The 24,173-nt window shown below is 67.7% G+C and carries 26 protein-coding genes; 16 read left to right on the top strand and 10 right to left on the bottom strand.

Features of this window, described 5'->3' with window-relative positions; genetic code table 11:
- Nucleotides 1–19: 19 nt before the first annotated feature.
- The 3 genes from AC1DEL_RS13230 to xseA all read right to left on the bottom strand — a co-directional run bounded on the left by AC1DEL_RS13230 (nucleotide 20) and on the right by xseA (nucleotide 3,004).
- Nucleotides 20–694: a response regulator transcription factor gene (locus AC1DEL_RS13230; protein WP_092298086.1), complete on the bottom strand. Its 675-nt coding sequence runs from the start codon at nucleotides 692–694 to the stop codon at nucleotides 20–22.
- A 177-nt stretch (nucleotides 695–871) separates the two neighbouring features.
- Nucleotides 872–1,450, bottom strand: a complete 579-nt coding sequence (locus AC1DEL_RS13225; protein ID WP_092298083.1) for a superoxide dismutase — start codon at nucleotides 1,448–1,450, stop codon at nucleotides 872–874.
- A 159-nt stretch (nucleotides 1,451–1,609) separates the two neighbouring features.
- Complete coding sequence (gene xseA / locus AC1DEL_RS13220; protein WP_477159096.1) at nucleotides 1,610–3,004, bottom strand: exodeoxyribonuclease VII large subunit; 1,395 nt, start codon at nucleotides 3,002–3,004, stop codon at nucleotides 1,610–1,612.
- A 1,096-nt stretch (nucleotides 3,005–4,100) separates the two neighbouring features.
- Between xseA and AC1DEL_RS13215 the strand changes: the two genes are divergently transcribed.
- From AC1DEL_RS13215 to AC1DEL_RS13185, 7 genes are all read left to right on the top strand, one after another.
- The gene (locus tag AC1DEL_RS13215; protein ID WP_092298078.1) at nucleotides 4,101–4,721 is read left to right on the top strand and encodes a MotA/TolQ/ExbB proton channel family protein; all 621 of its coding nucleotides are present in this window, start codon (nucleotides 4,101–4,103) and stop codon (nucleotides 4,719–4,721) included.
- 16 nt (nucleotides 4,722–4,737) lie between these two features.
- Nucleotides 4,738–5,169: an ExbD/TolR family protein gene (locus AC1DEL_RS13210; protein ID WP_092298076.1), complete on the top strand. Its 432-nt coding sequence runs from the start codon at nucleotides 4,738–4,740 to the stop codon at nucleotides 5,167–5,169.
- A 181-nt stretch (nucleotides 5,170–5,350) separates the two neighbouring features.
- Nucleotides 5,351–6,475 carry a tetraacyldisaccharide 4'-kinase gene (gene lpxK, locus AC1DEL_RS13205; RefSeq protein ID WP_441591796.1) on the top strand — a complete coding sequence of 375 codons (1,125 nt, stop codon included), beginning with the start codon at nucleotides 5,351–5,353 and terminating at the stop codon, nucleotides 6,473–6,475.
- Nucleotides 6,456–6,668, top strand: a complete 213-nt coding sequence (locus AC1DEL_RS13200; protein ID WP_092298073.1) for a Trm112 family protein — start codon at nucleotides 6,456–6,458, stop codon at nucleotides 6,666–6,668. The genes lpxK and AC1DEL_RS13200 overlap by 20 nt, the downstream gene beginning before the upstream one ends.
- 11 nt (nucleotides 6,669–6,679) lie before the next feature.
- Nucleotides 6,680–7,489, top strand: a complete 810-nt coding sequence (gene kdsB / locus AC1DEL_RS13195; protein ID WP_441591794.1) for a 3-deoxy-manno-octulosonate cytidylyltransferase — start codon at nucleotides 6,680–6,682, stop codon at nucleotides 7,487–7,489.
- A gap of 310 nt (nucleotides 7,490–7,799) precedes the next feature.
- Nucleotides 7,800–8,465 carry an adenylate kinase gene (adk, locus tag AC1DEL_RS13190; RefSeq protein ID WP_092298067.1) on the top strand — a complete coding sequence of 222 codons (666 nt, stop codon included), beginning with the start codon at nucleotides 7,800–7,802 and terminating at the stop codon, nucleotides 8,463–8,465.
- Nucleotides 8,466–8,616: 151 nt separating this feature from the next.
- A complete protein-coding gene (locus AC1DEL_RS13185; protein ID WP_477125836.1) occupies nucleotides 8,617–9,375 on the top strand; it encodes a 3-hydroxyacyl-CoA dehydrogenase in 759 nt (252 codons plus the stop codon).
- A 9-nt stretch (nucleotides 9,376–9,384) separates the two neighbouring features.
- On the opposite strand, the gene AC1DEL_RS13180 is transcribed toward AC1DEL_RS13185, so the two are convergent.
- Nucleotides 9,385–10,179, bottom strand: a complete 795-nt coding sequence (locus AC1DEL_RS13180) for a helix-turn-helix transcriptional regulator (protein ID WP_477159095.1) — start codon at nucleotides 10,177–10,179, stop codon at nucleotides 9,385–9,387.
- Between the two features lie 124 nt (nucleotides 10,180–10,303).
- Between AC1DEL_RS13180 and AC1DEL_RS13175 the strand changes: the two genes are divergently transcribed.
- Nucleotides 10,304–11,077 (top strand): class I SAM-dependent methyltransferase, encoded by a 774-nt coding sequence (locus AC1DEL_RS13175; RefSeq protein ID WP_092298058.1) that lies wholly within the window; start codon nucleotides 10,304–10,306, stop codon nucleotides 11,075–11,077.
- Nucleotides 11,078–11,086: 9 nt separating this feature from the next.
- On the opposite strand, the gene AC1DEL_RS13170 is transcribed toward AC1DEL_RS13175, so the two are convergent.
- On the bottom strand, nucleotides 11,087–11,995 hold the full coding sequence (locus tag AC1DEL_RS13170; protein WP_441591788.1) for a LysR family transcriptional regulator: 909 nt from the start codon (nucleotides 11,993–11,995) through the stop codon (nucleotides 11,087–11,089).
- A gap of 94 nt (nucleotides 11,996–12,089) precedes the next feature.
- On the opposite strand from AC1DEL_RS13170, the gene AC1DEL_RS13165 reads away from it, so the two are divergent.
- Nucleotides 12,090–13,118, top strand: coding sequence for a bile acid:sodium symporter family protein (locus tag AC1DEL_RS13165; RefSeq protein ID WP_477125835.1), 1,029 nt, complete (start codon nucleotides 12,090–12,092; stop codon nucleotides 13,116–13,118).
- 83 nt (nucleotides 13,119–13,201) lie between these two features.
- Here AC1DEL_RS13165 and AC1DEL_RS13160 read toward each other — a convergent pair whose 3' ends face one another.
- Together AC1DEL_RS13160 and tsaE are read right to left on the bottom strand one after the other, a co-directional pair.
- On the bottom strand, nucleotides 13,202–14,701 hold the full coding sequence (locus AC1DEL_RS13160) for an N-acetylmuramoyl-L-alanine amidase (protein ID WP_454756832.1): 1,500 nt from the start codon (nucleotides 14,699–14,701) through the stop codon (nucleotides 13,202–13,204).
- Entirely contained in the window at nucleotides 14,695–15,228 is a 534-nt protein-coding gene (gene tsaE / locus AC1DEL_RS13155) for a tRNA (adenosine(37)-N6)-threonylcarbamoyltransferase complex ATPase subunit type 1 TsaE (RefSeq protein ID WP_092298433.1), read from the bottom strand. Before tsaE ends, AC1DEL_RS13160 begins: the two co-directional genes overlap by 7 nt.
- A gap of 16 nt (nucleotides 15,229–15,244) precedes the next feature.
- Between tsaE and queG the strand changes: the two genes are divergently transcribed.
- Nucleotides 15,245–16,414: a tRNA epoxyqueuosine(34) reductase QueG gene (gene queG / locus AC1DEL_RS13150; RefSeq protein ID WP_477125834.1), complete on the top strand. Its 1,170-nt coding sequence runs from the start codon at nucleotides 15,245–15,247 to the stop codon at nucleotides 16,412–16,414.
- Here the strand turns inward: queG and AC1DEL_RS13145 are convergent.
- Nucleotides 16,411–17,304, bottom strand: a complete 894-nt coding sequence (locus AC1DEL_RS13145; RefSeq protein ID WP_092298043.1) for an AEC family transporter — start codon at nucleotides 17,302–17,304, stop codon at nucleotides 16,411–16,413. The two genes, queG and AC1DEL_RS13145, sit on opposite strands and share 4 nt — an antisense overlap.
- A gap of 180 nt (nucleotides 17,305–17,484) precedes the next feature.
- On the opposite strand from AC1DEL_RS13145, the gene AC1DEL_RS13140 reads away from it, so the two are divergent.
- The 6 genes from AC1DEL_RS13140 (at nucleotide 17,485) to plsY (ending at nucleotide 22,059) form a co-directional block, all read left to right on the top strand.
- Nucleotides 17,485–18,105, top strand: coding sequence for a chalcone isomerase family protein (locus AC1DEL_RS13140; RefSeq protein WP_255370917.1), 621 nt, complete (start codon nucleotides 17,485–17,487; stop codon nucleotides 18,103–18,105).
- 92 nt (nucleotides 18,106–18,197) lie between these two features.
- A complete protein-coding gene (locus tag AC1DEL_RS13135) occupies nucleotides 18,198–19,175 on the top strand; it encodes a tripartite tricarboxylate transporter substrate binding protein BugE (protein ID WP_092298037.1) in 978 nt (325 codons plus the stop codon).
- Nucleotides 19,176–19,424: 249 nt separating this feature from the next.
- Nucleotides 19,425–19,904, top strand: a complete 480-nt coding sequence (locus AC1DEL_RS13130) for a methylated-DNA--[protein]-cysteine S-methyltransferase (protein WP_092298034.1) — start codon at nucleotides 19,425–19,427, stop codon at nucleotides 19,902–19,904.
- A complete protein-coding gene (xerD, locus tag AC1DEL_RS13125) occupies nucleotides 19,901–20,839 on the top strand; it encodes a site-specific tyrosine recombinase XerD (protein ID WP_477125833.1) in 939 nt (312 codons plus the stop codon). Before AC1DEL_RS13130 ends, xerD begins: the two co-directional genes overlap by 4 nt.
- 21 nt (nucleotides 20,840–20,860) lie before the next feature.
- Nucleotides 20,861–21,352: an aminoacyl-tRNA deacylase gene (locus AC1DEL_RS13120; protein ID WP_092298028.1), complete on the top strand. Its 492-nt coding sequence runs from the start codon at nucleotides 20,861–20,863 to the stop codon at nucleotides 21,350–21,352.
- Between the two features lie 95 nt (nucleotides 21,353–21,447).
- Nucleotides 21,448–22,059, top strand: coding sequence for a glycerol-3-phosphate 1-O-acyltransferase PlsY (plsY, locus tag AC1DEL_RS13115; protein ID WP_092298025.1), 612 nt, complete (start codon nucleotides 21,448–21,450; stop codon nucleotides 22,057–22,059).
- 42 nt (nucleotides 22,060–22,101) lie between these two features.
- Here the strand turns inward: plsY and AC1DEL_RS13110 are convergent, their stop codons facing one another.
- Both AC1DEL_RS13110 and AC1DEL_RS13105 read right to left on the bottom strand, forming a co-directional pair.
- Nucleotides 22,102–23,382, bottom strand: a complete 1,281-nt coding sequence (locus AC1DEL_RS13110) for an ATP-binding protein (protein ID WP_092298022.1) — start codon at nucleotides 23,380–23,382, stop codon at nucleotides 22,102–22,104.
- A complete protein-coding gene (locus tag AC1DEL_RS13105) occupies nucleotides 23,379–24,113 on the bottom strand; it encodes a response regulator (RefSeq protein WP_092298018.1) in 735 nt (244 codons plus the stop codon). Before AC1DEL_RS13105 ends, AC1DEL_RS13110 begins: the two co-directional genes overlap by 4 nt.
- Between the last annotated feature and the right edge of the window lie 60 nt (nucleotides 24,114–24,173).

Raw genomic sequence — 24,173 nt, 5'->3', positions numbered from 1 at the left:
GCCGGAAGGTGGCGTCCGCTCAGGCCGGCTTGCGCGGCTGCGGCTGGACGCCCAGTGACTCGGCCTTGCGGACCAGATCGGCCACCGAGCGCGCGGCCATCTTCTTCATGACCCGGCCACGGTGGATCTTCACGGTGACTTCCGTGAGATCCATCTCATAGGCGATCTGCTTGTTCATCAGGCCGGCCACCACGAACACCAGCACCTCGCGCTCGCGCGGGGTCAGCGATTCGTAGGCCGTGCGCAGACCCGCCACCGACTGCTCGGCGGCCAGCCGCTCGCCGTCACGGGCCAGGGCGTTGGCCACTGCGTCCAGCATGTCCTGGTCGCGGAACGGCTTGGCGAAGAAATCGACCGCGCCGGCCTTCATCGCCTTCACCGTCATCGCAATATCGCCATAACCGGTCATGAACACGATCGGCATGCGCACGCCACTCTTGGCAATCTGCTCCTGGAACGCGAGGCCGCTCTCGCCGCGCAGGCGGACATCGAGAATCAGGCAGCTCGGCGCATCATGCTTGGGAAACGCCAGGAATTCCTGCGACGACTCGAAAGTCTCCACGCGCAGGCCGGTGGAGCGCAGCAGGCCGCTCAGGGCGAGCCGGACCGCCTCGTCGTCATCGACCACGTAGACCACTCGCTCCTTGCTGTCCTGCGGGCTTTTGGCCAACGTCGTTTGCGACCACGAACTCATCTCGCCTCCTGGGGGGGTTACTGCGTCGATCACCTTCGCTATTGTGGCTATTGTAGGTGATTTACTATGTGCAGGCGCTGCCGCACCACCGCCGGGCGCGGACACGAAAAAGGCCCCGTTCCGGGGCCTTTCCCTACCGCCTTCGTGACGAATTTGTCACGCTTGCGGAACCTGGATTCAGGCGAAGTTCTGCGACGCGAAGTCCCAGTTCACCACGTTCCAGAATGCCTCCACGTACTTCGGACGGGCATTGCGGTAGTCGATGTAGTAGGCGTGTTCCCACACGTCGCAGGTCAGCAGCGGCTTGGCGTCGGTGGTCAGCGGCGTGGCGGCGTTGGAGGTGGAGACCAGGTCCAGCGAACCGTCGGTCTTCTTCACCAGCCAGGCCCAGCCGGAGCCGAACGTGCCCACGGCGGTCTTGGTGAACTCTTCCTTGAACTTGTCGAACGAGCCCCACTTGGCGTTGATGGCATCTGCCAGCGCGCCGGTCGGCTGGCCGCCGCCGTTGGGCTTCATCGAATCCCAGTAGAACGTGTGGTTCCACACCTGGGCGGCGTTGTTGAAGATGCCGCCCGACGACTTCTTGACGATGGCTTCCAGCGTGTCGTTCTCGAACTCGGTACCCTTGATCAGGTTGTTCAGGTTCGTGACGTAGGTCTGGTGGTGCTTGTCATGATGGAACTCCAGGGTCTCCTTGGAGACGTGCGGAGCCAGGGCATCATGCGCGTAGGGGAGCGGGGGGAGCTTGTGTTCCATTGTTCTGTCTCTTGGTTTGGGGTGGGGAGTTGCCGATTGTAGGTGACTTGCCAGACCCGCGCAAACGCGGGCGGAATGCCCCCTGGACTCATGTTAGTTTGCGCGGAAGACAATGTCGGGTCGATTGAGAATCAGTCCCATCACGGCTCCAGAACGACTTCAGAACGCCGCCAGCTTGGCCTGCACCCCGGCGATTTCCAGGTCCGCCACGCCATCGGCCAGATGCGCCTCCACCACGCTGCCCGCGCGCAATTCGGCCGGCGAGCGCAGCGCCTTGCCACGCTGATCCAGCAGTACCRCATAGCCGCGTTCCAGCGTGCGCTGCGGCGCCAGCAATTCCAGCGCGCCGGCCACGCGGCCCAGCCGCTGGCTTTCGCGCTCGTGGCGGCGCACGGCGGCGGCGTCCAGGCGCGCGGCCAGCCGGCCCAAATCGGCCTGTGCGGCCGCCACGTCGGGGCGGCACGCGCGCCAGCGCATCGCCAATACGTCCTGCCGGTGGCGCTGCGCGGACACCGTATCGCGCAGGGCTGCACGCAAGTGCCGGGCCAGATTGTCGACCCGCGCGCGCCGCTCCTGCAGTTGCGCCTGCGGGCTGCGCAGCCGCCGCGCCAGCCATTCCAGGTGCTGCGCGCGGCGTTCCATCTGCCGGTCCAGGCTTTGCGCCAGCGCATCGCGCGCGCGGCGAACCGCCTGCAGCAGATGCGCGCGGTCCGCGCTGACCAGTTCCGCCGCGCCCGTGGGCGTGGGGGCGCGCACATCGGCGACGAAATCGGCAATCGTGAAATCGGTCTCGTGGCCCACGCCGGACACCACCGGCACGGCGCTGCGCGCAATCGCGTGCGCCACCACTTCCTCGTTGAACGACCAGAGATCCTCGATGCTGCCGCCGCCCCGGCACAGGATCAGCACGTCGCATTCGCGCCGCGCACTGGCGATATCGAGCATGGCGGCGATCTTCTCGGCCGCGCCGGCGCCCTGCACTGGCACTGGATAGACGATGACCGGCACATGTGGCGCACGCCGCTGGAGCGTAGTCAGCACGTCGCGCATCGCTGCCGCCTGTAGCGACGTCACCACGCCAATCGTGCGGGCGTGGCTCGGAATTGGTCGTTTGCGTTCGGGAGCGAACAGACCGGCCTGGGCAAGTTTTTCCTTGAGGCGCAGGAAAGCCTCGTAAAGATTGCCCATGCCGGCGCGGCGCATGGCCTCCACGCCCAGTTGCAGCTCGCCGCGCGCCTCGTACATCGACACCAGCGCGCGCACTTCCACCGCCTCGCCTTCGCGCGGGGCGAAATCCACGTGCTGGTTGCGCCCCCGGAACATCACGCAGCGGATCTGCGCGCGGGCGTCCTTGAGCGAGAAATACCAGTGACCGCTCGCCGCGCGCGTGAAGTTCGAGATTTCTCCGCGCACCCAGGCCAGCGGGAAGCTGCGCTCGAGCACGCCGGCAATCGCATGGTTCAGCTCACTGACGGGAATGACCTCCCGGGTCCGCGCGGACACGGCGGGCATCGCGGGCGGCAGGTTGCGCGGAACATTCTCAAAGTCGGGCATGGCGCACGGCCGCACAGGCGGCGTGGAATGGACATGTCCACAGCATACCCGCTGTGTCAAGTGGTACACCCCGGGCCGCGCCGATCGCTCGGATTGCCGCATCCATCCGTACAACCCTTTGATTCTTATGAGGAATCGGGTCGGACCAAAAAACAGGCAATGTAAGAGAAAACCTTACGCGTCAACCACTTACGGCCAGCGGCCGCATCTTGTTCACAAAGTTATCCACAGAAGTTCTGGATAATCGATTTGTCAAGCGTTTTGCCTGTGGAGAACTTCCGCCGATGCGCGGCGCTTGCGCTACAGCAACGGCTGGCGAGTTGCGATGTCGATCCCCGCTCACCGGGCACCGCAGTGCACCAAAAGTGCCTGATTTTTCAGCAATCAAACGGAAGTCCATATCGATCAATGACTTAACCCGCTTGTCCGGCGCTTATCCACAAGCGGTCCACAGTACTGTCCTGCTTTCATGTGGAAAGCGGTCGACTTTTTCCGGACAGGCGGCGCGAGGGGCCCCTTCGGCCACCTTCCTGCCCCCTTTCGCTCCCTTTGGCTCATTTGCCCGCTTTTTAGGCAGGGCACGGTTCCCCGTTATGGATCAACGGCTTAGGCGGCTTCTCAGAACGCTGTCCACAGCGGGTCCACAGTCCTGTCCCGCGCCACTGTGGACAGCGCTGGCGGTCGGACTCCGGCACCTGCGCCGCCAGGCCGCATCGCGCACCCGCCGCGTTTGCCTGTTTTTTGGGCAACGCCATGGACACCCTTTCCAATCAAAGGCTTAGCCCGCTTTTCAGGCAGCTTTCCACAACCCGTCCACAGCACTGTCCCGCGCCAATGTGGAAAGCCGCACAGACAGCCACGCAGACAGCCACACGAGCCGCCCGGGCCGGGCCGATGCGCGCCTGAGACAGCACGCGCGCGAGTGTCTTGCCGCGCGCCGAGGGGCGGGTTAGAGTGGCGCCTGCATTTTTCGAGCATTGCCGCGGCGCGCCGGGTCCATCGGTGCGCAACAAAGGCTGCCGCGCATTGGCGGTACCGCACCGGTACCTCGCTGTCCGTTTCGGGTCTGTTGGTTCTGTAGATTTCGGGGGTCCACGTGTTTTCCATCATTCAAGCGGCCGGCTGGCCGATCTGGCCACTGCTGCTCGCCTCGATCATTGCCCTCGCGCTGATCGTCGAACGTTTCCTCACCCTCAAGCGCAGCAAGGTGCTGCCGGCCCGTCTGTACGAGGAGGCCCTGTCGGCCGCCCAGCAGCGCAAGGCCACGCCCGAGGTGGTGAACAATCTCGAGAAGAATTCCCCGCTGGGCCGCGTGCTGGCCGCCGGCCTGCGCCATGTGGTGCTGCAGCCGCATACCTCGCGTGACGCCGCCAAGGATGTCGTCGAGGAAGCCGGCCGCGTCGTGGCGCATGAGCTGGAGCGCTACCTGAACGCGCTCGGCACGATTGCCTCGGTGGCCCCGCTGATGGGCCTGCTCGGTACTGTGATCGGCATGATCGAGATCTTCGGCAGCCAGGGCGGCACCGGCGCCAACCCGGAACAACTGGCGCACGGCATCTCGGTGGCGCTGTACAACACGGCTTTCGGCCTGATCGTGGCCATTCCGGCGCTGATCTTCTGGCGCTACTTCCGCCGCCGCGTGGACGACTACGTGGCCGAACTCGAATTCCGCGCCACCACGTTCCTCGACGCGATCCTGCCCCAGCGGCGGGCCTGAGCCGCGGGGACGCGCCATGCATTTCCGTTCCCGCCAGCGGCGCGAGGAGCCCGAGATCAACCTGATCCCGCTCATCGACGTCCTGCTCGTGATCCTGATCTTCCTGATGATCACGACCACCTATTCGCGCTACACCGAGCTGCAGATCCAGCTGCCGACCGCTGACGCCGAGCGCGCCCAGCAGCGGCCGAGCGAGATCGTCGTGTCGGTCTCGGCCCGTGGCGTCTACTCGGTCAACAAGCAGGTGCTCGAACAGAAGGACGTGACGAGCCTCGCCGATCAGCTACGCAACGCAGCCGGCCCCCTCGGCAACGGGCCGCCGCCCGTGGTCATCGTCAATGCCGATGCCCAGGCGAGCCATCAGGCCGTCATCAATGTGATGGAGGCCGCACGTGTGGCCGGCCTGTCGCGCCTGACCTTCGCCACGCAGAGCACGCAGCAACGCTGACCTGCCCCGGTATACCCGGCGGCCCACGCCAAAAGGGCGCCGGGCCGCTGGTGTACCATCCGCACCGGGCTTGCGGCGTGCGCCGCGCAATGCCCATAATGTCTGCATGCCGATCGATGGCGCGCCAGCCGGTGCGCCATCGCCGATTTCCGTCCGCCCTATCGTCGCCTCCGCCGCCCGCATGCCCGCTCCCCGACACGCCGTAGCCGACTTCGTCACCGCCCAGTGGCAGCGCCGCGGCTGGTTCGCGCGGCTGATGTGGCCGGCCTCGCTGCTGTTCGGCCTGATCGCCCGGGTGCGCCGGCACGGCTATCTCAACGGCTGGTTCAAATCGACCCGACTGCCGATGCCGGTGATCGTGGTCGGCAATGTCACCGTGGGCGGCACCGGCAAGACACCAGCCGTGATCGCGCTGGCGCGCGCGCTGACCGAAGCGGGGCTGCGGCCCGGCGTGGTCTCGCGCGGCTATGGCGTGTCGCTGAAGCATCCGCGCCGCGTGAAACCCACCTCGCAGGCCAGCCAGGTGGGCGACGAACCGCTGCTGATCGCGCGCGCCACCGACGTGCCGGTCTGGGTCTATCCGGACCGCGCGCTGTGCGCGCAGACCATGCTGGTGTCCCACCCCGGCGTGAACGTGCTGCTGCTCGACGATGGCCTGCAGCACTACAAGCTCCAGCGCGACTTCGAGATCGTGATGTTCGACACCCGCATGGGCGGCAACGGCATGCTGCTGCCGGCCGGCCCGCTGCGCGAACCGCTGACCCGTCCGCGCGACGCCACGCTGATCAACGACCCGCACTTCCGCGCCACGCCCGACAAACCCGATGTCTACGGCATGCGCCTGGAACTCGACGACGCGTGGCAACTGAACGACCCGACCATGGTGCGCCCGCTCTCCACCTTCGCGGGGCGGCGCGTGCTGGCCGCGGCAGGCATCGGCAATCCGGAACGGTTCTTCGCCAGCCTGCGCGGCGCCGGCCTCCAGCCCGCCACGCTGCCGCTGCCGGACCACTACGACTTTGCCGAGGACCCGTTCGCGGACCACCCGGCGGCGCTCGATGCCGACGTCATCCTGATCACCGAAAAGGATGCCGTAAAATGCGACCGCTTCGACGACCCGCGCATCTGGGTTGTCCCCACCACGCCCGTGATCGACGCGGGCCTGATCGACAAAATCCGCCGCGCCGTGCAGGCGCGCAACCCGGCCATCGCCACGCCCGTCACCGTGGGGCAAGCCGCCCCCGCAGCAAACGGGGCGACGACCGGGCTCGACAAGGAATCCCACGATGGACAACCGGCTGCTTGAAATCCTCGTCTGCCCGCTCTGCAAGGCCAAGCTCGAATACGACCGCGCCGCGCAGGAACTGATCTGCCACGCGGACAAGCTGGCCTACCCCATCCGCGATGGCATTCCGGTCATGCTGGCCGATGAAGCGCGCCAGACCGTGCCGGGCCGCGTGGTGCCCGTGGAGCCGTCCGCCCCGGCCGCCGGCAACTGAGTTTTCCCGCGATGCGTATTCCCGCCTTCACCGTCGTGATTCCGGCCCGGCTCGCCTCGACGCGCCTGCCGAACAAGCCGCTTGCCGATATTGGCGGGCACCCGATGATCGTGCGCGTGGCCGAACGCGCCCACGCCTCGTCCGCGCGCCGTACCGTGGTGGCCACCGATGCCGCCGCCGTGGCCGAAGCCTGTGCCGCGCACGGTGTGGAGGCGGTGATCACGCGCGCCGACCATCCGTCCGGCACCGACCGCCTCGCCGAAGTGGCCACCCTGCTGGGCCTGGCCGACGACGACATCGTGGTCAATGTGCAGGGCGACGAACCGCTGATCGACCCGAACCTGATCGACGAGGTGGCGCTGTATCTGGCCGCCCATCCCGATTGCGCGATCGCCACGGCGGCGCATCCGCTCGATGACGTGGCGGAGGTGTTCAATCCGAACGTGGTGAAGGTGGTGTGCGACAACCTCGGCCGGGCGCTGTATTTCTCGCGCGCGCCGATTCCGTGGGCGCGCGACGCCTGGACCGCCGTGCCCACGCAGCCGGCGGCCAGCGCCACCGTGCCGCTGCCGGCCATGCCGGTGCTGCGCCATATCGGCCTCTATGCCTACCGCGCGGGCTTCCTGCGCCGGTTTCCGACGCTGGCCGTCGCCCCGATCGAGCAGACCGAGGCCCTGGAGCAGCTACGCGCCATGTGGCACGGTGAGCGGATCGGCGTGCTGGTGACGGGGGCAGCACCTGCCCCCGGTGTGGACACCCAGGCCGACCTCGAACGCGTGCGCGCCCTGTGGGCCAGCAGCGTGGCGCAGGAAGGTCCGTGACAGCATTCCTGCACGGAAGTTCATACTGCTGCAACCTGAACGGAATCCGAACCGTACTGCCCGTGGCATAATGCTTGCCGATACAGAGCCCGTGGGCGCGTGCTACGCGTCCGCACAAGGCTCGGTGGGGAGATAGAGAAAGCGAGCCAGACCGTGAGCCCCGCTGCCTTCGGCAGCCGAGTGCGCCCGGGCGCCAACCATGACGTGACGTCGGCACGACTTGCCGGCGTAAGTCCTGCGTCAAGTTGCGGCGTTACCCTCCTTCGATACCCCCGCAAGACCGAATTCAAATTGTTCTGAGGACCCGTAAATGCGTTTGATCCTGTTGGGCGCACCTGGCGCCGGCAAAGGCACGCAAGCCAAGTTCATCTGCGAAAAGTTCGGCATTCCGCAAATCTCCACGGGCGACATGCTGCGCGCCGCGGTGAAGGCCGGTACGCCGCTGGGTATCGAAGCCAAGAAGGTGATGGACGCGGGCGGGCTGGTGTCCGATGACATCATTATCGGCCTGGTCAAGGACCGTCTTAAGGACTGCGACTGCGAAAAGGGCTATCTGTTCGATGGCTTCCCGCGCACCATTCCGCAGGCCGAGGCGATGAAGGAAGCCGGCGTGGCCATCGACTACGTGCTGGAGATCGACGTGCCGTTCGACGCCATCATCGAGCGCATGAGCGGCCGCCGCGTGCACGTGGCTTCGGGCCGCACCTATCACGTCAAGTTCAACCCGCCCAAGCAGGACATGCTGGACGACGTGACCGGCGAAGCGCTGATCCAGCGCGACGACGACAAGGAAGAAACCGTGCGCAAGCGCCTGGACGTGTACTCGCAGCAGACCCGTCCGCTGGTCGACTACTACTCGAACTGGGCCGCCAACGGTGACGCGTCGGCCAAGGTGTCGCCGCCCAAGTACCGCAAGATCGCGGGCGTGGGCGATGTGGACAAGATCACGGCCTCCGTGTTCGAAGCGCTGAAGTAAGCGCACCGCGCCGCTGTACCGAGAAAGGCGACCTCCGGGTCGCCTTTTTTTCGTCCGCGCGTTCGTTTTTTATCCGCAGGCTTTCCCATGACGGTCGATTTACGTTAACGTAAACGGCAATCTGACCACAGGAAACCAAGGAGACAGGCGGATGGACATCCAGAACAACGTATTCATCGTTACCGGCGGCGCATCGGGACTGGGCGCGGGCACCGCGCGGATGCTGGCGCAAGCCGGCGGCAAGGTCATCATCGCCGACCTGAACGAGGCGGCCGGGACCGCGCTGGCCGAGGAATTGGGCGGCCAGTTCGTGAAGTGCGATGTGGCGTCCGAGGTGGATGGCCAGGCGGCTGTCGACGCCGCGCTGAAGCTGGGCCGGCTGGCCGGGCTGGTCAACTGCGCGGGGATCGCCGTGGCGGCCAAGACCGTCGGCAAGGATGGCCCCCACCCGCTCGCTTCGTTCGAGAAGACCGTGCGCGTGAACCTGATCGGCACGTTCAATATGATCCGGCTGGCCGCTGCCGCCATGGTGCGCAACACGCCCGACGCCGATGGCGAGCGCGGCGTGGTCATCAATACCGCCTCGGTGGCGGCGTACGACGGGCAGATTGGCCAGGCGGCCTACGCGGCGTCCAAGGGCGGCGTGGTCGGCATGACGCTGGCCATCGCCCGCGACCTGGCGCGCGACGGCGTGCGCTGCATGACCATCGCCCCCGGCCTGTTCGAGACCCCGATGCTGATGGGCATGCCGCAGGAAGTGCAGGACGCGCTCGGCCGGATGGTGCCGTTCCCTCCGCGTCTGGGCCGTCCGGCCGAGTATGCGAAGCTGGTGCAGGCCATCGTCGTCAATACGATGATGAACGGCGAGGTGATCCGCCTCGATGGCGCGATCCGGATGCAGCCGAAGTAAGTACCGACGCTACCCGRCCGTCGGCAGCAGCATGCCGAGCATCAGGCCCGGCGCGGCCGGCGGCACCATCGTGATCTGTTCGAAGGCAAGCAGGCCGCGCGTCGGGTGATGAAACCCGCGCCGGCCGCCCTGGCGCTCCTCCACATCCTGCGAGGCCCAGGCCGCGCGAAACGCCGCGCTCTCCGCCCGCAATCCCTCCACCAGCGCCCGCGTCGGCGGGTCTTCGGCATGGCGCAGGCTGTGCACGCGGAACTCCGCCACCAGCCGCGCCGCCCGATGCGGCCAGTCCTCGACCAGTGCCTGCAAGGCCGGCGACAGGAACATCGCACGCATCAGGTTGCGCTCCGTACTGCCGGGATCGAGCCAGCCGACGAACAGGTCGGCCGCCGCCGCATTCCACGCCAGCGCATTCCATTGCCGATCAAGCAGATAGGCGGGGCCGGCGATCGCATGCACGCTGGCCAGCAGCGCGGGCGGCACGGCCGGCTCGGCGTCATCGCGCGGGGCGGGACGGCCCGCCAGCGCGAACAGGTAACCGTGCTCGGCGCGCGAGAGCCGCAGCGCCTGGGCCAGGCTGGTCAGCGCACGCGCGGACATCGACACCGGCCGGCCCTGCTCCAGCCACGTCACCCAGGTCGCGCTGAGCCCGGCCAGTTGCGCGACTTCCTCACGACGCAATCCAGGGGTGCGGCGCCGCCGGCCGGGCGGCAGGCCCACATCGGCAGGCGTGAGGCGCTCCCGGTGGGCGCGCAGGAAGGCGCCAAGTTCGGCTTCGCGCGATGAAGGGGCAGATGGCTCGGACATGGTGGTGCTTCTTATACCAGGATAAATCGGTCACTTGTACCGGGAAAACGTGCCGTCTACAGTACGTGAACCCTTGGGCCCAAGGCAAGTCTTCCCCCGTCCAAATAGAACAATGAGGCACCCCATGCAACAGCAGGAACTCGTCGCGGCGCAGTTTGGCGCCACCGCGCAGGCTTATCTCACCAGCGCGGTCCACGCCCAGGGCGCGGATCTCGATCAACTCAAAGCCGCCCTCGCCCACCTGAAGCCGGTGGGCCATAGCCGCGTGCTCGACCTGGGCTGCGGCGCCGGCCATGCCAGCTTCGCTGCGGCGACGCAGGCCAATGCGGTAGTCGCGTACGACCTCTCGCCGTCCATGCTCGACGTGGTGGCGGGCGCCGCGCGTGAGCGAGGACTGACGAACATCACCACGCAGCAGGGCGCGGCCGAGACGCTGCCGTTCGCCGATGCCAGCTTCTGCGCCGTGGTCTCGCGCATGAGCGCCCATCACTGGCGCGACGTGCCCGCCGCGCTGCGCGAAATCCGCCGCGTGGTAAAGCCGCAGGGCAAGCTGGTGATGATCGATATTGCCGGCGCCGACGATCCGCTCTGCGATACGTGGCTCCAGTCGGTGGAGTTGCTGCGCGATCCGTCACACATCCGCGACTTTTCGCCGACGCAATGGGCGGCGCTGTGCGAAGCGGCGGGATTCGATGTGACGGTGTCACCGACCTGGCGGATCGAACTCGATTTCGATACCTGGGTGGCGCGCATGCGCACGCCCGAGGTGGCGGTGGCCGCCATCCGCCATCTCTGGCAGCAGGCGCCCGCCGAGGTGCGCGAGCGCTACCGGGTGCAGCCAGACGGCAGCTTCTCGCTGGAGGCGACCATGGTGACCGCCACGCCGCGCATCGGATAAGGCTGTTAACTAATTAGTCAGGACCGCTTCGGCCGGAATCGGCAGCGTCTGGACCATCTGCCAGACCGCTGCCGCCGCCGGCGAGAGCGAGCGATCCTCGCGCCGGACCATGACGATGCTGCGCTCCTCGCGCGGCGTGAGCGGGCGCGACACCAGCGGCGACGCCTCCGGCAGCGGCAGTGAGAACGACGGCAGCACCGACGCCCCAATCCCCGCCTCCACCATTCCGAACACGCTGGCCGAATGGCCCAGCTCCTGCACCACATGCGGCGCCACGCCATGGCGCGCGAAGATCCGGTCGATCAGCGGCCGGCTGCCGGACGCGAAATCGAGCAGCACCAGCCGTTGACCGTGCAAGGCGGTCCATGAGACCGATTTGGCGTCCGCCAATGGGTGATCCCGGCGACACACGAAGCAGAAGGGATCGGTCGCCAGCGGGGCGATGGTCAGCCCTTCCCGCGCCATCGGATCGATCAGCACGCCGAAGTCCACCGCGCCGGCACGGATCTGTTCAAGGCCATCGGCCTGCACGTTGTCACGCACGAACAGGCGGATTTCCGGGTACTGGCGTGCGCATTCCGCCACATACATCGGCATCAGGCGGGCGGAGATGGTGGGTGCGCTGGCGATCACCACACGGCCCCGATAGCGCTCGCCCAGTTGGCGGGTTTCCTCGAGGGTGTCGTCCAGCTGGCCGAGCAGCCGCTCCAGCGCTGGCACCAGCGCCGTGCCGGCATCGGTCAGCACCACCTCGCGCGTGGTGCGATCCAGCAGCCGCACGCCAAGTGCTTCCTCAAGCTCTGCCACGCCCCGGCTCACCGCCGGCTGCGTGAGGCCGACGGCATCCGCCGCCCGGCTGAAACTGCCGTGCGCCGCCACCGCCAGAAAGACCCGCAACTGCCGCAATGTGTAATTCATGCAACGATCAGATGAATCAATACGATAAATGAATTTGCATTCTAGACGCCGTTGGCGTCCAATACCAAGCGGAAACCCTTAAGCACTATCCCCAATGCCTGCCATCCTGACTCCCTTCAAAAAGCTGTACGACCTGATCGACGGCTTCGTTTTGATCATGCTGACCGCGATTGCGGTGGCGCTGATCGCCCCCGAGGTCGGTACCGGTGACGGCCCGCTGCACCTTGGCATTGTCACCAACCTTGGCGTCGCGCTGGTGTTTTTCCTGCACGGCGCAGCGCTCTCGCGCGACAAACTCGTGGCCGGCGCGCGTCACTGGCGCCTGCACGTGTTCGTCCAGGCGTTCACCTACGTGGTGTTCCCGGTGGTGGGCGTGGTGCTGATGTTCGCACTGCGCGACGCGCTGCCGGCAGACCTGCTGCTCGGCGTGTTCTTCCTGTGCGTGCTGCCGTCCACGGTGTCCTCGTCGGTGGCCATGACGTCGATGGCGCGCGGCAACGTGCCGGGCGCCATCTTCAACGCCACCATCTCGGGCCTGATCGGCATGGCGCTCACGCCGCTGCTGATGGGCCTGGTGATCAGCGCCTCGGGCACCGGCAACATGCCGCTGGGCCGCGCGCTGACTGGCGTGGCGCTGCAACTGCTGCTGCCGTTCGCACTGGGCCAGCTGGCCCGTCCGCTGATCGGCAACTGGCTGGCAAAGAAGAAGCAGATCACCAGCAAGATCGACCGTGGCGTGATCGTGCTGATCGTCTACTCGTCGTTCTGCGATGCCACGGCCGCTGGCCTGTGGCACCAGTACCACTGGCAGACCATCGGCGCGGTGATGGGTATCGCGGCGATCCTGCTGATCGTGGTGCTCGGCGCCACCACCTTCGTCGCCCGCCGCCTCGGTTTCTCGGTGGAAGACGAGATCACGGCGGTGTTCTGCGGCTCGAAGAAGAGCCTGGCGAACGGCATTCCGATGGCCAAGATCCTGTTCGCGGGCCATCCCGCGCTGGGCCTGCTGGTGCTGCCGCTGATGGTCTACCACCAGCTGCAACTGATCGTCTGCTCGGTGATCGCCGGCCGCTACGCCAGCCGCGACGACGCCCCCGAGGCGCGCGGCACGGCGCGCGCCTGAGCCGCACCCCCCTCTCCCTCCCCGCATGACAAAAGCGGCGCCCTCGGGCGCCGCTTTTTGTTTCTGACCAGTACGAAAAGGGCTTACACCGACGGATTCTTCGCCAGCGGCGGGTTCTTCGCGAAGTACGCCTTGATGCCGCGCAGGATGGCGTTGGCCAGCTGCTCCTGGTGCGCGTCGTCGTTGAGCTTGCGCTCCTCTTCCGGGTTACTGATGAAGGCGGTCTCGATCAGGATCGACGGAATGTCCGGCGCCTTGAGCACGGCAAACCCGGCCTGCTCCACGCTGCCCTTGTGCAGCTTGTTGATGCCGCCGATCTCGCCCAGCACGGCCTTGCCGACCTGCATGCTGTCGTTGATCTGCGCCGTGGTGGACAGGTCCAGCAGCACGCGCGCCACCTGGGCATCCTTGTTACCCATATTGGTCCCGCCGATCAGATCGGCGTTGTTTTCCTTGTTGGCGAGCCAGCGGGCGGCAGTACTGGACGCGCCCCGCTCCGACAGCGCGAACACGGACGCCCCGCGCGCCTCCGGCGACAGGAAGGCATCGGCGTGGATCGACACGAACAGGTCGGCCTGCACGCGCCGCGCCTTCTGCACGCGCACGTTCAGCGGCACGAAGAAGTCCGAGTCGCGCGTCATCATCGCGCGCATATTGGGCTGGGCGTCGATCTTGGCGCGCAGCCGGTGCGCGATCTGCAGCACCACGTCCTTCTCGCGCGAACCCGCCGCGCCGATGGCGCCGGGGTCCTCGCCGCCATGACCGGGGTCCAGCGCCACCGTCAGCAGGCGGCGCATCTTGAACTGGCTCGGTGGCGGCACATTGGTCTGGGCCATCGGCGGCGGCACGGGCGGCGCCGAGGGGGCGGAAGGAGCGGAAGGCCTGGGCTTGACCTGCGCGACGGCCGGCGGCGGCGCCGTGGTGGCCGGCGGGAGCTGGTCCTTATCCTCGAACTTGCGCACCAGCGCGCCAATCGCATCTTCCTCGGCCCCGGGCGGCGCGCCGGACACGCCCTCGCTGCCGGCCGGCGGCGGGGTCTGGGCGAAGCGGCGCTGCTTGTCCTCGGTATCGCGCACCAGCTTCCAGAGCGGATCGGGCGGATTCACCGGGTAGAGGTCGAACACGAGCCGGTTGCGATAGTTGCCGATCGGGGCCAGCGTGAACACCTGCGGCGAGACGTCTTCCTTGAGGTCGAACACCATCCGCACCACGCGCGGCCGGTTCTGGCCCACGCGCACGGTCTGGATATAGGGGTCGTTGGTGCTGATCTTGGCCACCAGCTCGCGCAGCGTGGGCGAGAGGTCGAGGCCGTCGATATCGACCACCAGGCGGTCCGGGCTGCGGATCATCTGGTGTTGCGCGGCCAGCGGCGCGTCGGACTCGATGGTCACGCGCGTGTAATCCTCGGCGGGCCAGACGCGCACGGCCACGATGCCGGCGCCGCGTGCAATCTGCGGGCCGACGAGGGTCAGCACCACCGTGCCCGCGCCCAGCCGCGCAGCCTGCGCCATCCACTTGCGCCGGGCCTGCAGCAGTCCGTCGGGTCCATCGGGTCGGTCGGTGGCGAGTCGCTTGATCAGCATGCGTTCAGCAGGATAAGTCCAGTGGGAGTATAGGCCCGCAGCGTGGCCATGCGGGGATCGGCGCCTTCCGGATCGGCGCCCGCGGCCAATTCCAGCGCGCGGATGTCCGATTGGAGCAACACGTGGAGGTCCGGTTCCCCAAGCAGGCGGCCCGCCTTTTCCGGCCATTCGACGAGATTGAACGCCGGCTCGGCGAAACAGTCGCGGAATCCGGCGTCGATCCACTCCTCGGGGTCCGCGAAGCGGTACAGGTCGAAGTGGTAGACGGTGAGGGGCGAGCCATCGGCCCGGGCCACCTCGTAGGGCTCGCACAGCGTGTAGGTGGGGCTGCGGACCTTGCCCGCGTGGCCCAGCGCGCGCAGCACGGCGCGCGAGAGCGTGGTCTTGCCCGCGCCCAGGTCGCCCGAGAGCTGCACATGCACCGTGCGCGGCGGCATGGCCTGCACCGTGGCGGCCAGCGCGGCGCCGAAGCGGGCGGTGGCGGCCTCGTCCGGCAGCGTCAGGATGCGTTCTTCGAGCAGGGGCATTGCGTACAATTCAGGAATGATCGATGTCGCAGCACCCGCCCCCACTGAAATCTCGCCACAGGCGCCACCGGATCTGGCCGCCCTGGCGCAGTCCATGCGTGGCTGGGGCGCGGCGCTTGGCTTCGATGCGATCCGCATCGCCGATGTCGATCTGCGCCACGCGGAAGCGGGCCTGTTGGCGTGGTTGCAGGCGGGCTACCACGGCGACATGGATTATATGGCCAACCACGGCATGCGGCGCGCCCGGCCGGCCGAACTGGTGCCGGGCACGGTGCGGGCCATCGTCGCCCGCATGCCCTATTTGCCTGCCGGGGGGACCGACGACGGCCCCGACGACTGGCGCGGCCACGAACTCGCGCGGCTCGACGATCCGTCCACGGCCGTGCTCTCGCTCTACGCCCGGGGCCGCGACTATCACAAGGTGCTGCGCAACCGGCTCCAGCAGCTGGCGGCGCGCATCGAGCAGGCCATCGGCCCGTTCGGCTATCGCGTGTTCACGGATTCCGCGCCGGTGATGGAGGTGGCGCTGGCCAGCCAGGCCGGGCTGGGCTGGCGCGGCAAGCACACGCTGCTGCTGGACCGCGACGGCGGCTCGATGTTCTTCCTCGGCGAAATCCTCGTCGACCTGCCCCTGCCTGCGGACCCGCCCGAGGCCCCCCACTGCGGCAACTGCCGCCGCTGCATCGACATCTGCCCCACCGCCGCCATCCTGGAGCCGTACCGGCTCGACGCCCGGCGTTGCATTTCTTACCTGACTATCGAGCACAAGGGGCCGATTCCCGAGGAATTCCGCGCGCCGATGGGCAACCGCGTCTATGGCTGCGACGACTGCCAGCTCGCCTGCCCGTGGAACAAGTTCGCGCACCGGGCCACGCTGCCCGATTTCGATGTGCGCAACGGCTTCGACGCGCCCGACATGGTCGACCTGTTCGACTGGACCGAGGCCGAGTTCAACCAGCGGCTGGAAGGCAGCCCGATCCGCCGCATCGGCCATGAACGCTGGCTGCGCAACCTCGCCGTGGGGCTGGGCAACAGCCTGCGCGCCGCGGCCGGTACCGATCCGGCGCTGGCCGGGCGCATCCGCGCCGCGCTGCGGGCCCGGCAGGACGCCGCCACGCCGCTTGTGCGCGAGCATATCGACTGGGCACTGGCCCAGGACCCCTCCCCGGCCGCCCCCGCTCCCTAGCTGACCAGCGCCAGCCAGAACGGCGTGGTGACGATGGCGGCGATGGTCATCAGCGAGATCGTCGCCGCCACCATCGGCCCATTGCCGCCCATGCGCACCGCGAGGATGTACGCGCTCGGCGCCGTGGGCAGCGAGGCGAACAGCACCACGATCTGGTACTGGAGCGCCGTCAGCGGCAGGTAGCGGCCAGCCAGCCACGCGAAGGCCGGCATCGCCAGCAGCTTCACGCCGCACCACCACGCCACCGGCCCGATCGCGCCCGTGGCGCCGCGCATCTGGAGCCCGGCGCCCACGGTCATCAAGCCCAGCGCCGTGGAGGCCGAGCCGATCCGGTTGAGCGTCATCGCCACCACTTCGGGCGGATGCAGGCCAAGCAGGTTGGTAATCAGCCCGCCCGCCGTGGCCAGGATCAGCGGATTGCGCGCCAGCTCGCGCAGCAGCCGGGACTCCCCATGCCGCGCCAGCGCCCACACCGCCACCACGTTGCACAGCGGTACGGTCACGCCGACGACCAGCGCCATCAGCGCGAGCCCCTCGCTGCCGCCCAGCCGCGACGCCAGGGCCAGCCCGATATAGGAATTGAAGCGGAAGGCGGTCTGGAGCCCCGAGGCGAAGTCGCGCGGGGCCGGCCGCAGCACGAATTTGACGAGGCAGCCCGTGACCACGCCCAAGAGCGTGGTGGCCAGCGCCAGCCCCAGCATGGCCGAGGTGGAGGAGAAATCGAACCTGGCACTGTTGGTGGATTGCAACAGCAACGCCGGGAACAGGACGAAGTAAACCAGGCGTTCCACGCCGGACCAGAACACGCGGTCGAACGGCGTGTAGCGGACCAGCAGCCAGCCGATCAGGATCAGGCTGAAGTCCGGCACCAGCAGCAATGCTGAAGACATGTCTCTTTAGTTTTTATGCACGACAGACCACCCTTGTGACGCATGCGGCAGCCGGGAACGCGGGCGGGGAACCCCCACGGCAGGCACGGCCAAATGTGCAGACTAGGGCAGATACGGATGGGTATTGTTCCAGAACTCCGGCAACATGGCATGCCAAATTTCGTCTTGCCCGCCGCACCCATGAAGGTCCCCGCCCGCCGATCCACCGCTCTCCGCAGACACGCCGCCGCGCTCGCCGTGGCCGTGGGCCTGCTGTCGCCGCTGTCGGCCATCTCCACGCATGCCATGGCGATGGAGATCGAGGGGGTGCGCTTCGACGACGCCACGCGCGTCGGCGGCAAGGAGCTGCAACTGAATGGCGCCGGGCTGCGCGCGGTGTTCGTCATCAAGGGCTACGCGGCCGGGCTCTACCTGCCCGAGCGTTCGCGCAACGCCACCGTGGCGCTGGGCACGCACGGGCCCAAGCGGCTGCAGATCCGCCCGCTGCGCGAGGTGGAGTCCGATGCCTTCGTCAAGGCGCTGAACACGGGCCTGCGCGAGAACCACTCCGAGCCGCAGCTAAAGCTGCTGGCCGACCGCCTCACCCAGCTCGAGCAGACCATGAACCTGGTCGGCACGGCGCGCCGGGGCGATGTCATCAACTTCGACTACGCCCCCGAAAGCGGCACCGTGGTGGCCGTCAACGGCATCCCGCGCGGGCGGCCGATTCCGGGCGAGGACTTCTACCAGGCGGTGCTGCGCATCTTCCTGGGCGAACATCCGGTGGACCGCGAACTCAAGCGCGGCCTGCTGGGCGGCTGAATCCGCAACGCCGCCGGCGCAACGCTCGCCGGCGTTTTATGACCTCCCCGGGCGCGATCCGTCCGGCTTTCAGAACGGGAGACTCTCTTCTCATGCACGCTCGTAAAACCGCACTGACCCTGGCCGTTGCCGCCATCGCCTCGGTGGCTTCCGTGGCGCACGCGCAAAGCTTTCCGACCAAGCCGATCCGCCTGATCATTCCGTTCGCGCCGGGTGGCACCACCGACATCGTGGGCCGTGGCGTGGCCGACCAGATGAGCCGCATCCTCGGCCAGCCCGTGGTGGTGGAAAACCGCGCTGGCGGGGGCGGTTCGATTGGCGCCGACGCCATCGCCAAGGCCCCGCCGGATGGCTACACCATCGGCATCTCCACGGTTTCGACCATGGCCGTGAACCCGGCCTGCAACCCGAAGCTGTCGTACGACCCGATCAAGGACTTCAAGCCCATCACGAACGTGGCCAACGTGGCCAACGTGATCGCCGTGAATCCGAACTTCCCGGCCAAGGACTACAAGGAGTTCCTGGCCGTGCTGAAGGCCAATCCGGGCAAGTACTCGTACGCGTCGTCGGGCACCTGCGGCTTCGGCCACATGCTGGGCGAGCAGTTCAAGGTCTCGACCAAGACGTTCATGGTGCACATTCCGTACCGTGGCGCAGGCCCGGCGCTGAACGACGTGCTGGCCGGCCAGGTACCGATCATGGTGGACAACCTGCCGTCGTCGATGCCCTACATCAAGGCCGGCAAGCTGCGCGCGCTGGTGGTGGCGTGGGACAAGCGCGTGGACGGCCTGCCCAACGTGCCGACCTTCGGCGAAATGGGCCTGAAGGAGCCGAATGACCCGGCCTGGTACGGCCTGGTGGCCCCCGCCGGCACGCCGGACGACGTGATCGCCAAGCTGAACGCGGCGGCCGTCAAGGCGCTGCAGGACAAGGACTTCGTCCAGCGCCTGCGCACGGCTGGCGCCGAGCCGTCGGGCAACACCCCGGCCCAGCACGCCGCCGAGATCAAGAAGGAATTCGACAAGATGAAGACGCTTGTGAAGGTGCAGAACATCAAGCTGGAGCAGTAAGTACGCCCAAGTGGCCCTTCAGGACCACGAGTTTTGCTCCCTCTCCCCTCAGTGGGAGAGGGTCGGGGAGAGGGGTGGTCCAGCATGCGACCACATCAAGCGGAGCCTTCGGTGTGTTCCAGCATGCAGGCTCCGGCCAGCGCCTGCCCTCTCTCCCGGCCTCTCTCCCAGAGGGAGAGAGGCGCAAACCGCAGCACCGGCGCGAATCGGCATAAAATCCGGGGTCATCACCCCAGCCGTCCGCCAGCCATGTCCCACCGCTTCGATGCCGTCCTGCCCGCGCCTTTCGGCAAGATCGGCGTGCGTGCCGATGGCGAGCACGTCCACGAAATCGTCTACCTGCCCGACAGCTTCGAGCTGATTGCCCCGGCCAGCGCCCTCGCGCGCCGCGTGGCCGCGCAGCTGGACGCCTACTACGCCGACCCCGACACCGTGTTCGACCTGCCGCTGGCCCATCGCGGCACCGCGTTCCAGCGCAAGGTCTGGGACGCCATCTCGGCCGTGCCGCGTGGCGGCCTGACCACCTACGGCACCATCGCCAAGCGCCTGCAAAGCATGCCGCGTGCCGTGGGGCAGGCGTGCGGGCAGAACTGGTTCCCGGTGGTCATTCCCTGCCATCGCGTGGTGGCCGCCAACGGGCTGGGGGGCTTCGCCCATCATGGCGAGGAAGGCTTCCATCTCGGCGTGAAGCGCTGGCTGCTGCGCCACGAGGGCGCGATGCTGCTATGAGCGAGGTTGTGCACGCCGAGGCCCCGGCCGGCACCGATCCCAGCGCCGATCTCGCGCTGGTCGATCGCTTCTGCGACGCGCTGTGGCTGGAAGACGGCCTGTCGCGCAACACCATCGACGCCTATCGCCGCGACCTCGCCCTGCTGGCACGCTGGCTCCACGGCGCCGCCCACGGCAAGCTGCTGGGCGTGGACGACACCCTGCTGTCCGCCTACTTCGCCGCGCGCCATCTGGAGACACGGGCCTCGTCGGCCAACCGGCGGCTCACCGTGTTCCGCCGCTTCTACCAGTGGGCGCTGCGCGAGCACATGATCCAGGCCGATCCGTGCCTGCTGCTGCGGCCCGCCAAACAGCCGCCGCGCTTCCCGAAGACGCTCTCCGAAGCCCAGGTCGAGGCCCTGCTCGAAACCCCCGATACCGACACCCCGCTGGGGCTGCGCGACCGCACCATGCTCGAGCTGATGTACGCGAGCGGGCTGCGCGTGTCCGAGCTGACCAACATGAAGACCGTGGAAATCGGCCTGAACGAGGGCGTGGCGCGCATCGTGGGCGGCAAGGGCAACAAGGAGCGGCTGGTGCCGTTCGGCGCGCAGGCCGGCGACTGGCTGCGCCGCTACCTGGCCGAGTCGCGCCCTGCCCTGCTGGCCGGCCGCGCCTGCGACGCGCTGTTCGTCACGCAGCGCGGTGAGGGCATGACGCGCCAGACCTTCTGGCACCTGATCAAGAGGCACGCGCGCGAAGGCGGCATCCATGCGCCGCTTTCGCCACATACGCTGCGGCACGCGTTCGCCACGCACCTGCTGAACCATGGCGCCGACCTGCGCGTGGTGCAGCTGCTGCTGGGCCATGCCGATATCTCCACCACGCAGATCTACACGCACGTGGCGCGCGAGCGCCTGCGCGAGCTGCATCTCCACCACCATCCGCGCGGCTAACCCCCTGCCGCGCCGCGCCTCATGAGCAAAGCGAAACACATCTCCGAGACCCCCGCCACGCAGATGCTGCGCCGGCATGGCGTGGATTTCGGCGAGCATCCCTATGAATATGTCGACCACGGCGGCACCGGCGAGTCTGCCCGCCAGCTGGGCGTGCCCGAGCACGACGTGGTCAAGACCCTGGTCATGGAGGACGAGCGCGCGCAGCCGCTGATCGTGCTGATGCATGGCGATTGCTCGGTCTCGACCAAGAACCTGGCGCGGCAGATTGGCTGCAAGAGCGTGCAGCCGTGCAAGCCCGAGGTGGCGCAGCGCCACAGTGGCTTCATGGTCGGCGGCACGTCGCCGTTCGGCACGAAGAAGCGGATGCCGGTCTATGTGGAGGCCGGCGTGCTGGCGCTGGAGCGGATCTATATCAACGGCGGGCGGCGCGGCTATCTGGTCAGCATCGCGCCGGAGGTGCTGACGCGGCTGCTGGAGGCCAAGCCGGTCGAGTGCGCCCTGCCGGACTGAAATCGGATTGAATCGGGGCTGACCCGAGCCTGACTGACACGGACGGGCGCGCTACAATCGCGCCAGCCTGAAACCCCCAAAAAGATTCCCCTGCAATGGTCAACCTGCTATTCGCCGTCGTCGCCTACCTGATCGGGTCGGTGTCCTTTGCCGTCGTGGTCAGCAAGCTCATGGGCCTGCCGGACCCGCACAGCTATGGCTCGGGCAACCCCGGCGCCACCAACGTGCTGCGCACGGGCAACAAGAAGGCGGCCATCCTGACGCTGATTGGGGACGGCCTGAAGGGCTGGTTCGCGGTCTGGCTGGCCCGGCACTTCGGCCCGGGCTACGGGCTGGAGGATTCGGGCGTGGCGCTCGCGGCGCTGGGCGTGTTCCTGGGCCACCTGTTCCCGGTGTTCCACCGCTTCGCGGGTGGCAAGGGCGTGGCCACGGCCGCCGGCATCCTGTTCGCGATCCATCCGCTGCTGGGCGCCGGCACGCTGGCCACCTGGCTGATCATCGCGTTCTTCTTCCGCTATTCGTCGCTGGCCGCGCTGGTGGCGGCCATCTTCGCGCCGTTCTTCTATGTGCTGATGTTCGGCGTGGATATCATCACCGGCGCGGTCTTCGTGATCGGCGTGCTGCTGGTGGTGCGCCACCGCCAGAACATCGCCAAGCTGCTGGCCGGCAAGGAAAGCCGGATCGGCGAGAAGAAGAAGGCTGGCTGAGGGCACCTCGCCAGCCTGACCGCTACTGTCCGTTACTGACCGTTACGCGGCCTGCGCCAGCGCCGCGAACGGGAACACCATCTCCACCCGCAGGCCGCCGTCGGGCCGGTTGAGCAGCATCAGCCGCCCGCCGCCCTGCCGCACCAGGCGGTCCACGATGGCCAGGCCGAGTCCCGAGTGGGCATTGCCGCCACGCGCCGGGTCCAGCCGCACGAATGGCAGCGTCACGCGCTCCATCGCCTCTTCCGGAATCCCGGGTCCCTGATCTTCCACCGTCAGCCGCCAGCCGTCCGGCCCCCGTGCCGTCGCCACGCAGACGGGCGGCGCGCCATAGGCATAGGCGTTGTCGACAAGATTGCCGATGATGCGATCGAGCTGGGTGGCGATCATCCGGAAGCCCTCGCCAGCGGCCAGTTCCAGCACCACGGTGCGGTCCTGCTCCTGCAGCGACAGCGCCAGTTCGCCGATGCGCTTGTCCACCGGCACCGGGCGGGCGGTCGGCTCGCTGCTCTGGGCGAAGCTCAGGAACTGTTCGACGATCGCCGCCATGGAGTCCACGTCGCGGGTGACGCCGGCCGCCGCCTTGGGGTCGGACAGCATCTCGGCACGCAGCCGCAGCCGCGCCAGCGGCGTCTTCAGGTCGTGGGCGATGCCGGCCAGCATCGTATTGCGCTCCTGGTCGATGCGCGCGAGGTCCGCCACCATCCGATTGAAACGCACGATCAACTGGCGCAGCTCATGCGGCCCGCGCTCGCGCAGCGGCTTGACCGCATGCTGGCGGGAAAGCTGCTCGGCGGCCTCGGCCATGTCGCGCACCGGGCGCTGGATCTGCCACGCAATCAGCAGCGCGAAGATGATCGCCACCCCCACCACCAGCACCACGCCGGGCACCATGCGGTTGTCGGGCGGCGGATTGTGCACGAACAGAATCGGCATGGCGATCCACTGCGCGCGCGTGGGCAGCTTGATCCAGAGGCGCGGCGTGGTCTCGTCCTCCAGGCGGATCTGCGTGCCGGCGGGCAGCTGGCGCACGAACTGCTCCACCAGCCGGCGCGGCCGGCCGGGCGCCGGATCGGCCGAATGCTCGTCAGCCTCGGCGGTGTCGGCCACCTCGACCAGGCTCGGCAGCGCCACCGGCGGCTTCGCGTCCAGCGCGCGCTCGATACTCTTCAGCTGGAACATCATCTGCTCCACCGAATAGTCGATCTGCTGCTGCCGGCGGTCCATGCGCAGGATGGCCAGCCACGAGAAATGGCTGATGAACAGCACGGCCGCAATCAGCAGCGCCATGCGGCCGAACAGGGTGTCGATCCTCAGCTTCATTGCGGAATGCTGTCCTCGGCTTCGTCAGGCACGAAGGTGTAGCCCCGGCCCCGTACGGTCTGGATATAGCGCGGACGCTGCGCGTCCTCGTCGAGCAGGCGGCGCAGGCGCCAGATCTGCACGTCGATGCCGCGGTCGCTGATGCCGCTGGCACTGCCGTACATCAGCTCGACGATGCGTTCGCGCGAGAGCACTTCCAGCGGGTGGGACAGCAGCAGCTTGAGCAGCGCGAACTCGGTATCGCTGATCTGCACCGACTGGTCGTTGCGCAACAGCGTGCGCAGCCGGAAATTGACGCGGAACGGGCCGAACGCCACCGATTCGCGGTCCTCGGGCGCGGCGGCCGGGCGCGCCAGCTTGCGCCGCAGCACCGCGTTGATGCGCGCCAGCAGCTCGCGCGGCGAGAACGGCTTGCCGAGGTAGTCGTCGGCGCCGATCTCCAGCCCGACGATGCGGTCGATCTCGTCGCTGCGCGCCGTGAGCAGGATCACCGGGATGTCGTCGTTCTTGGCGCGCAGGTTACGCAGCGCGGTCAGGCCGTCCACCTTCGGCATCATCAGGTCGAGCACGATCAGCGCCGGCCGCTCGCGCTCGAGGCGGGCCTGGAGGCCATCGCCATCGTGCAGGACCGAGACGGCAAAGCCCTGGCTGGTCAGGTACTCGCGCAGGAGGTCGCGCAGTTCGGGATCGTCGTCGACGACGAGGATCTGGGTAGGCTGGTTCGTTCGCATAGCCACATGATAGTCAGGCCGGCAGCGCCAGATGGCGATTTACCCCGACCGTTTTGTTTC

The sequence above is a fragment of the Cupriavidus sp. 10L43_2 genome, from assembly GCF_056395265.1.
The sequence above is the reverse complement of the archived record's forward strand: the minus strand, read 5'-3'. Positions and strand labels throughout refer to the sequence as shown.

Coding starts and splice junctions, on each gene's coding strand:
- AC1DEL_RS13130 (WP_092298034.1), top strand. CDS start 19,425: ATGTCCCACCGCTTCGATGCCGTCCTGCCCGCGCCTTTCGGCAAGATC.
- adk (WP_092298067.1), top strand. CDS start 7,800: ATGCGTTTGATCCTGTTGGGCGCACCTGGCGCCGGCAAAGGCACGCAA.
- AC1DEL_RS13175 (WP_092298058.1), top strand. CDS start 10,304: ATGCAACAGCAGGAACTCGTCGCGGCGCAGTTTGGCGCCACCGCGCAG.
- kdsB (WP_441591794.1), top strand. CDS start 6,680: ATGCGTATTCCCGCCTTCACCGTCGTGATTCCGGCCCGGCTCGCCTCG.
- plsY (WP_092298025.1), top strand. CDS start 21,448: ATGGTCAACCTGCTATTCGCCGTCGTCGCCTACCTGATCGGGTCGGTG.
- AC1DEL_RS13170 (WP_441591788.1), bottom strand. CDS start 11,995: ATGAATTACACATTGCGGCAGTTGCGGGTCTTTCTGGCGGTGGCGGCG.
- AC1DEL_RS13210 (WP_092298076.1), top strand. CDS start 4,738: ATGCATTTCCGTTCCCGCCAGCGGCGCGAGGAGCCCGAGATCAACCTG.
- AC1DEL_RS13200 (WP_092298073.1), top strand. CDS start 6,456: ATGGACAACCGGCTGCTTGAAATCCTCGTCTGCCCGCTCTGCAAGGCC.
- xerD (WP_477125833.1), top strand. CDS start 19,901: ATGAGCGAGGTTGTGCACGCCGAGGCCCCGGCCGGCACCGATCCCAGC.
- AC1DEL_RS13160 (WP_454756832.1), bottom strand. CDS start 14,701: ATGCTGATCAAGCGACTCGCCACCGACCGACCCGATGGACCCGACGGA.
- AC1DEL_RS13120 (WP_092298028.1), top strand. CDS start 20,861: ATGAGCAAAGCGAAACACATCTCCGAGACCCCCGCCACGCAGATGCTG.
- lpxK (WP_441591796.1), top strand. CDS start 5,351: ATGCCCGCTCCCCGACACGCCGTAGCCGACTTCGTCACCGCCCAGTGG.
- AC1DEL_RS13140 (WP_255370917.1), top strand. CDS start 17,485: ATGAAGGTCCCCGCCCGCCGATCCACCGCTCTCCGCAGACACGCCGCC.
- AC1DEL_RS13185 (WP_477125836.1), top strand. CDS start 8,617: ATGGACATCCAGAACAACGTATTCATCGTTACCGGCGGCGCATCGGGA.
- AC1DEL_RS13110 (WP_092298022.1), bottom strand. CDS start 23,382: ATGAAGCTGAGGATCGACACCCTGTTCGGCCGCATGGCGCTGCTGATT.
- AC1DEL_RS13230 (WP_092298086.1), bottom strand. CDS start 694: ATGAGTTCGTGGTCGCAAACGACGTTGGCCAAAAGCCCGCAGGACAGC.
- AC1DEL_RS13225 (WP_092298083.1), bottom strand. CDS start 1,450: ATGGAACACAAGCTCCCCCCGCTCCCCTACGCGCATGATGCCCTGGCT.
- AC1DEL_RS13165 (WP_477125835.1), top strand. CDS start 12,090: ATGCCTGCCATCCTGACTCCCTTCAAAAAGCTGTACGACCTGATCGAC.
- queG (WP_477125834.1), top strand. CDS start 15,245: ATGATCGATGTCGCAGCACCCGCCCCCACTGAAATCTCGCCACAGGCG.
- AC1DEL_RS13105 (WP_092298018.1), bottom strand. CDS start 24,113: ATGCGAACGAACCAGCCTACCCAGATCCTCGTCGTCGACGACGATCCC.
- AC1DEL_RS13135 (WP_092298037.1), top strand. CDS start 18,198: ATGCACGCTCGTAAAACCGCACTGACCCTGGCCGTTGCCGCCATCGCC.
- tsaE (WP_092298433.1), bottom strand. CDS start 15,228: ATGCCCCTGCTCGAAGAACGCATCCTGACGCTGCCGGACGAGGCCGCC.
- AC1DEL_RS13145 (WP_092298043.1), bottom strand. CDS start 17,304: ATGTCTTCAGCATTGCTGCTGGTGCCGGACTTCAGCCTGATCCTGATC.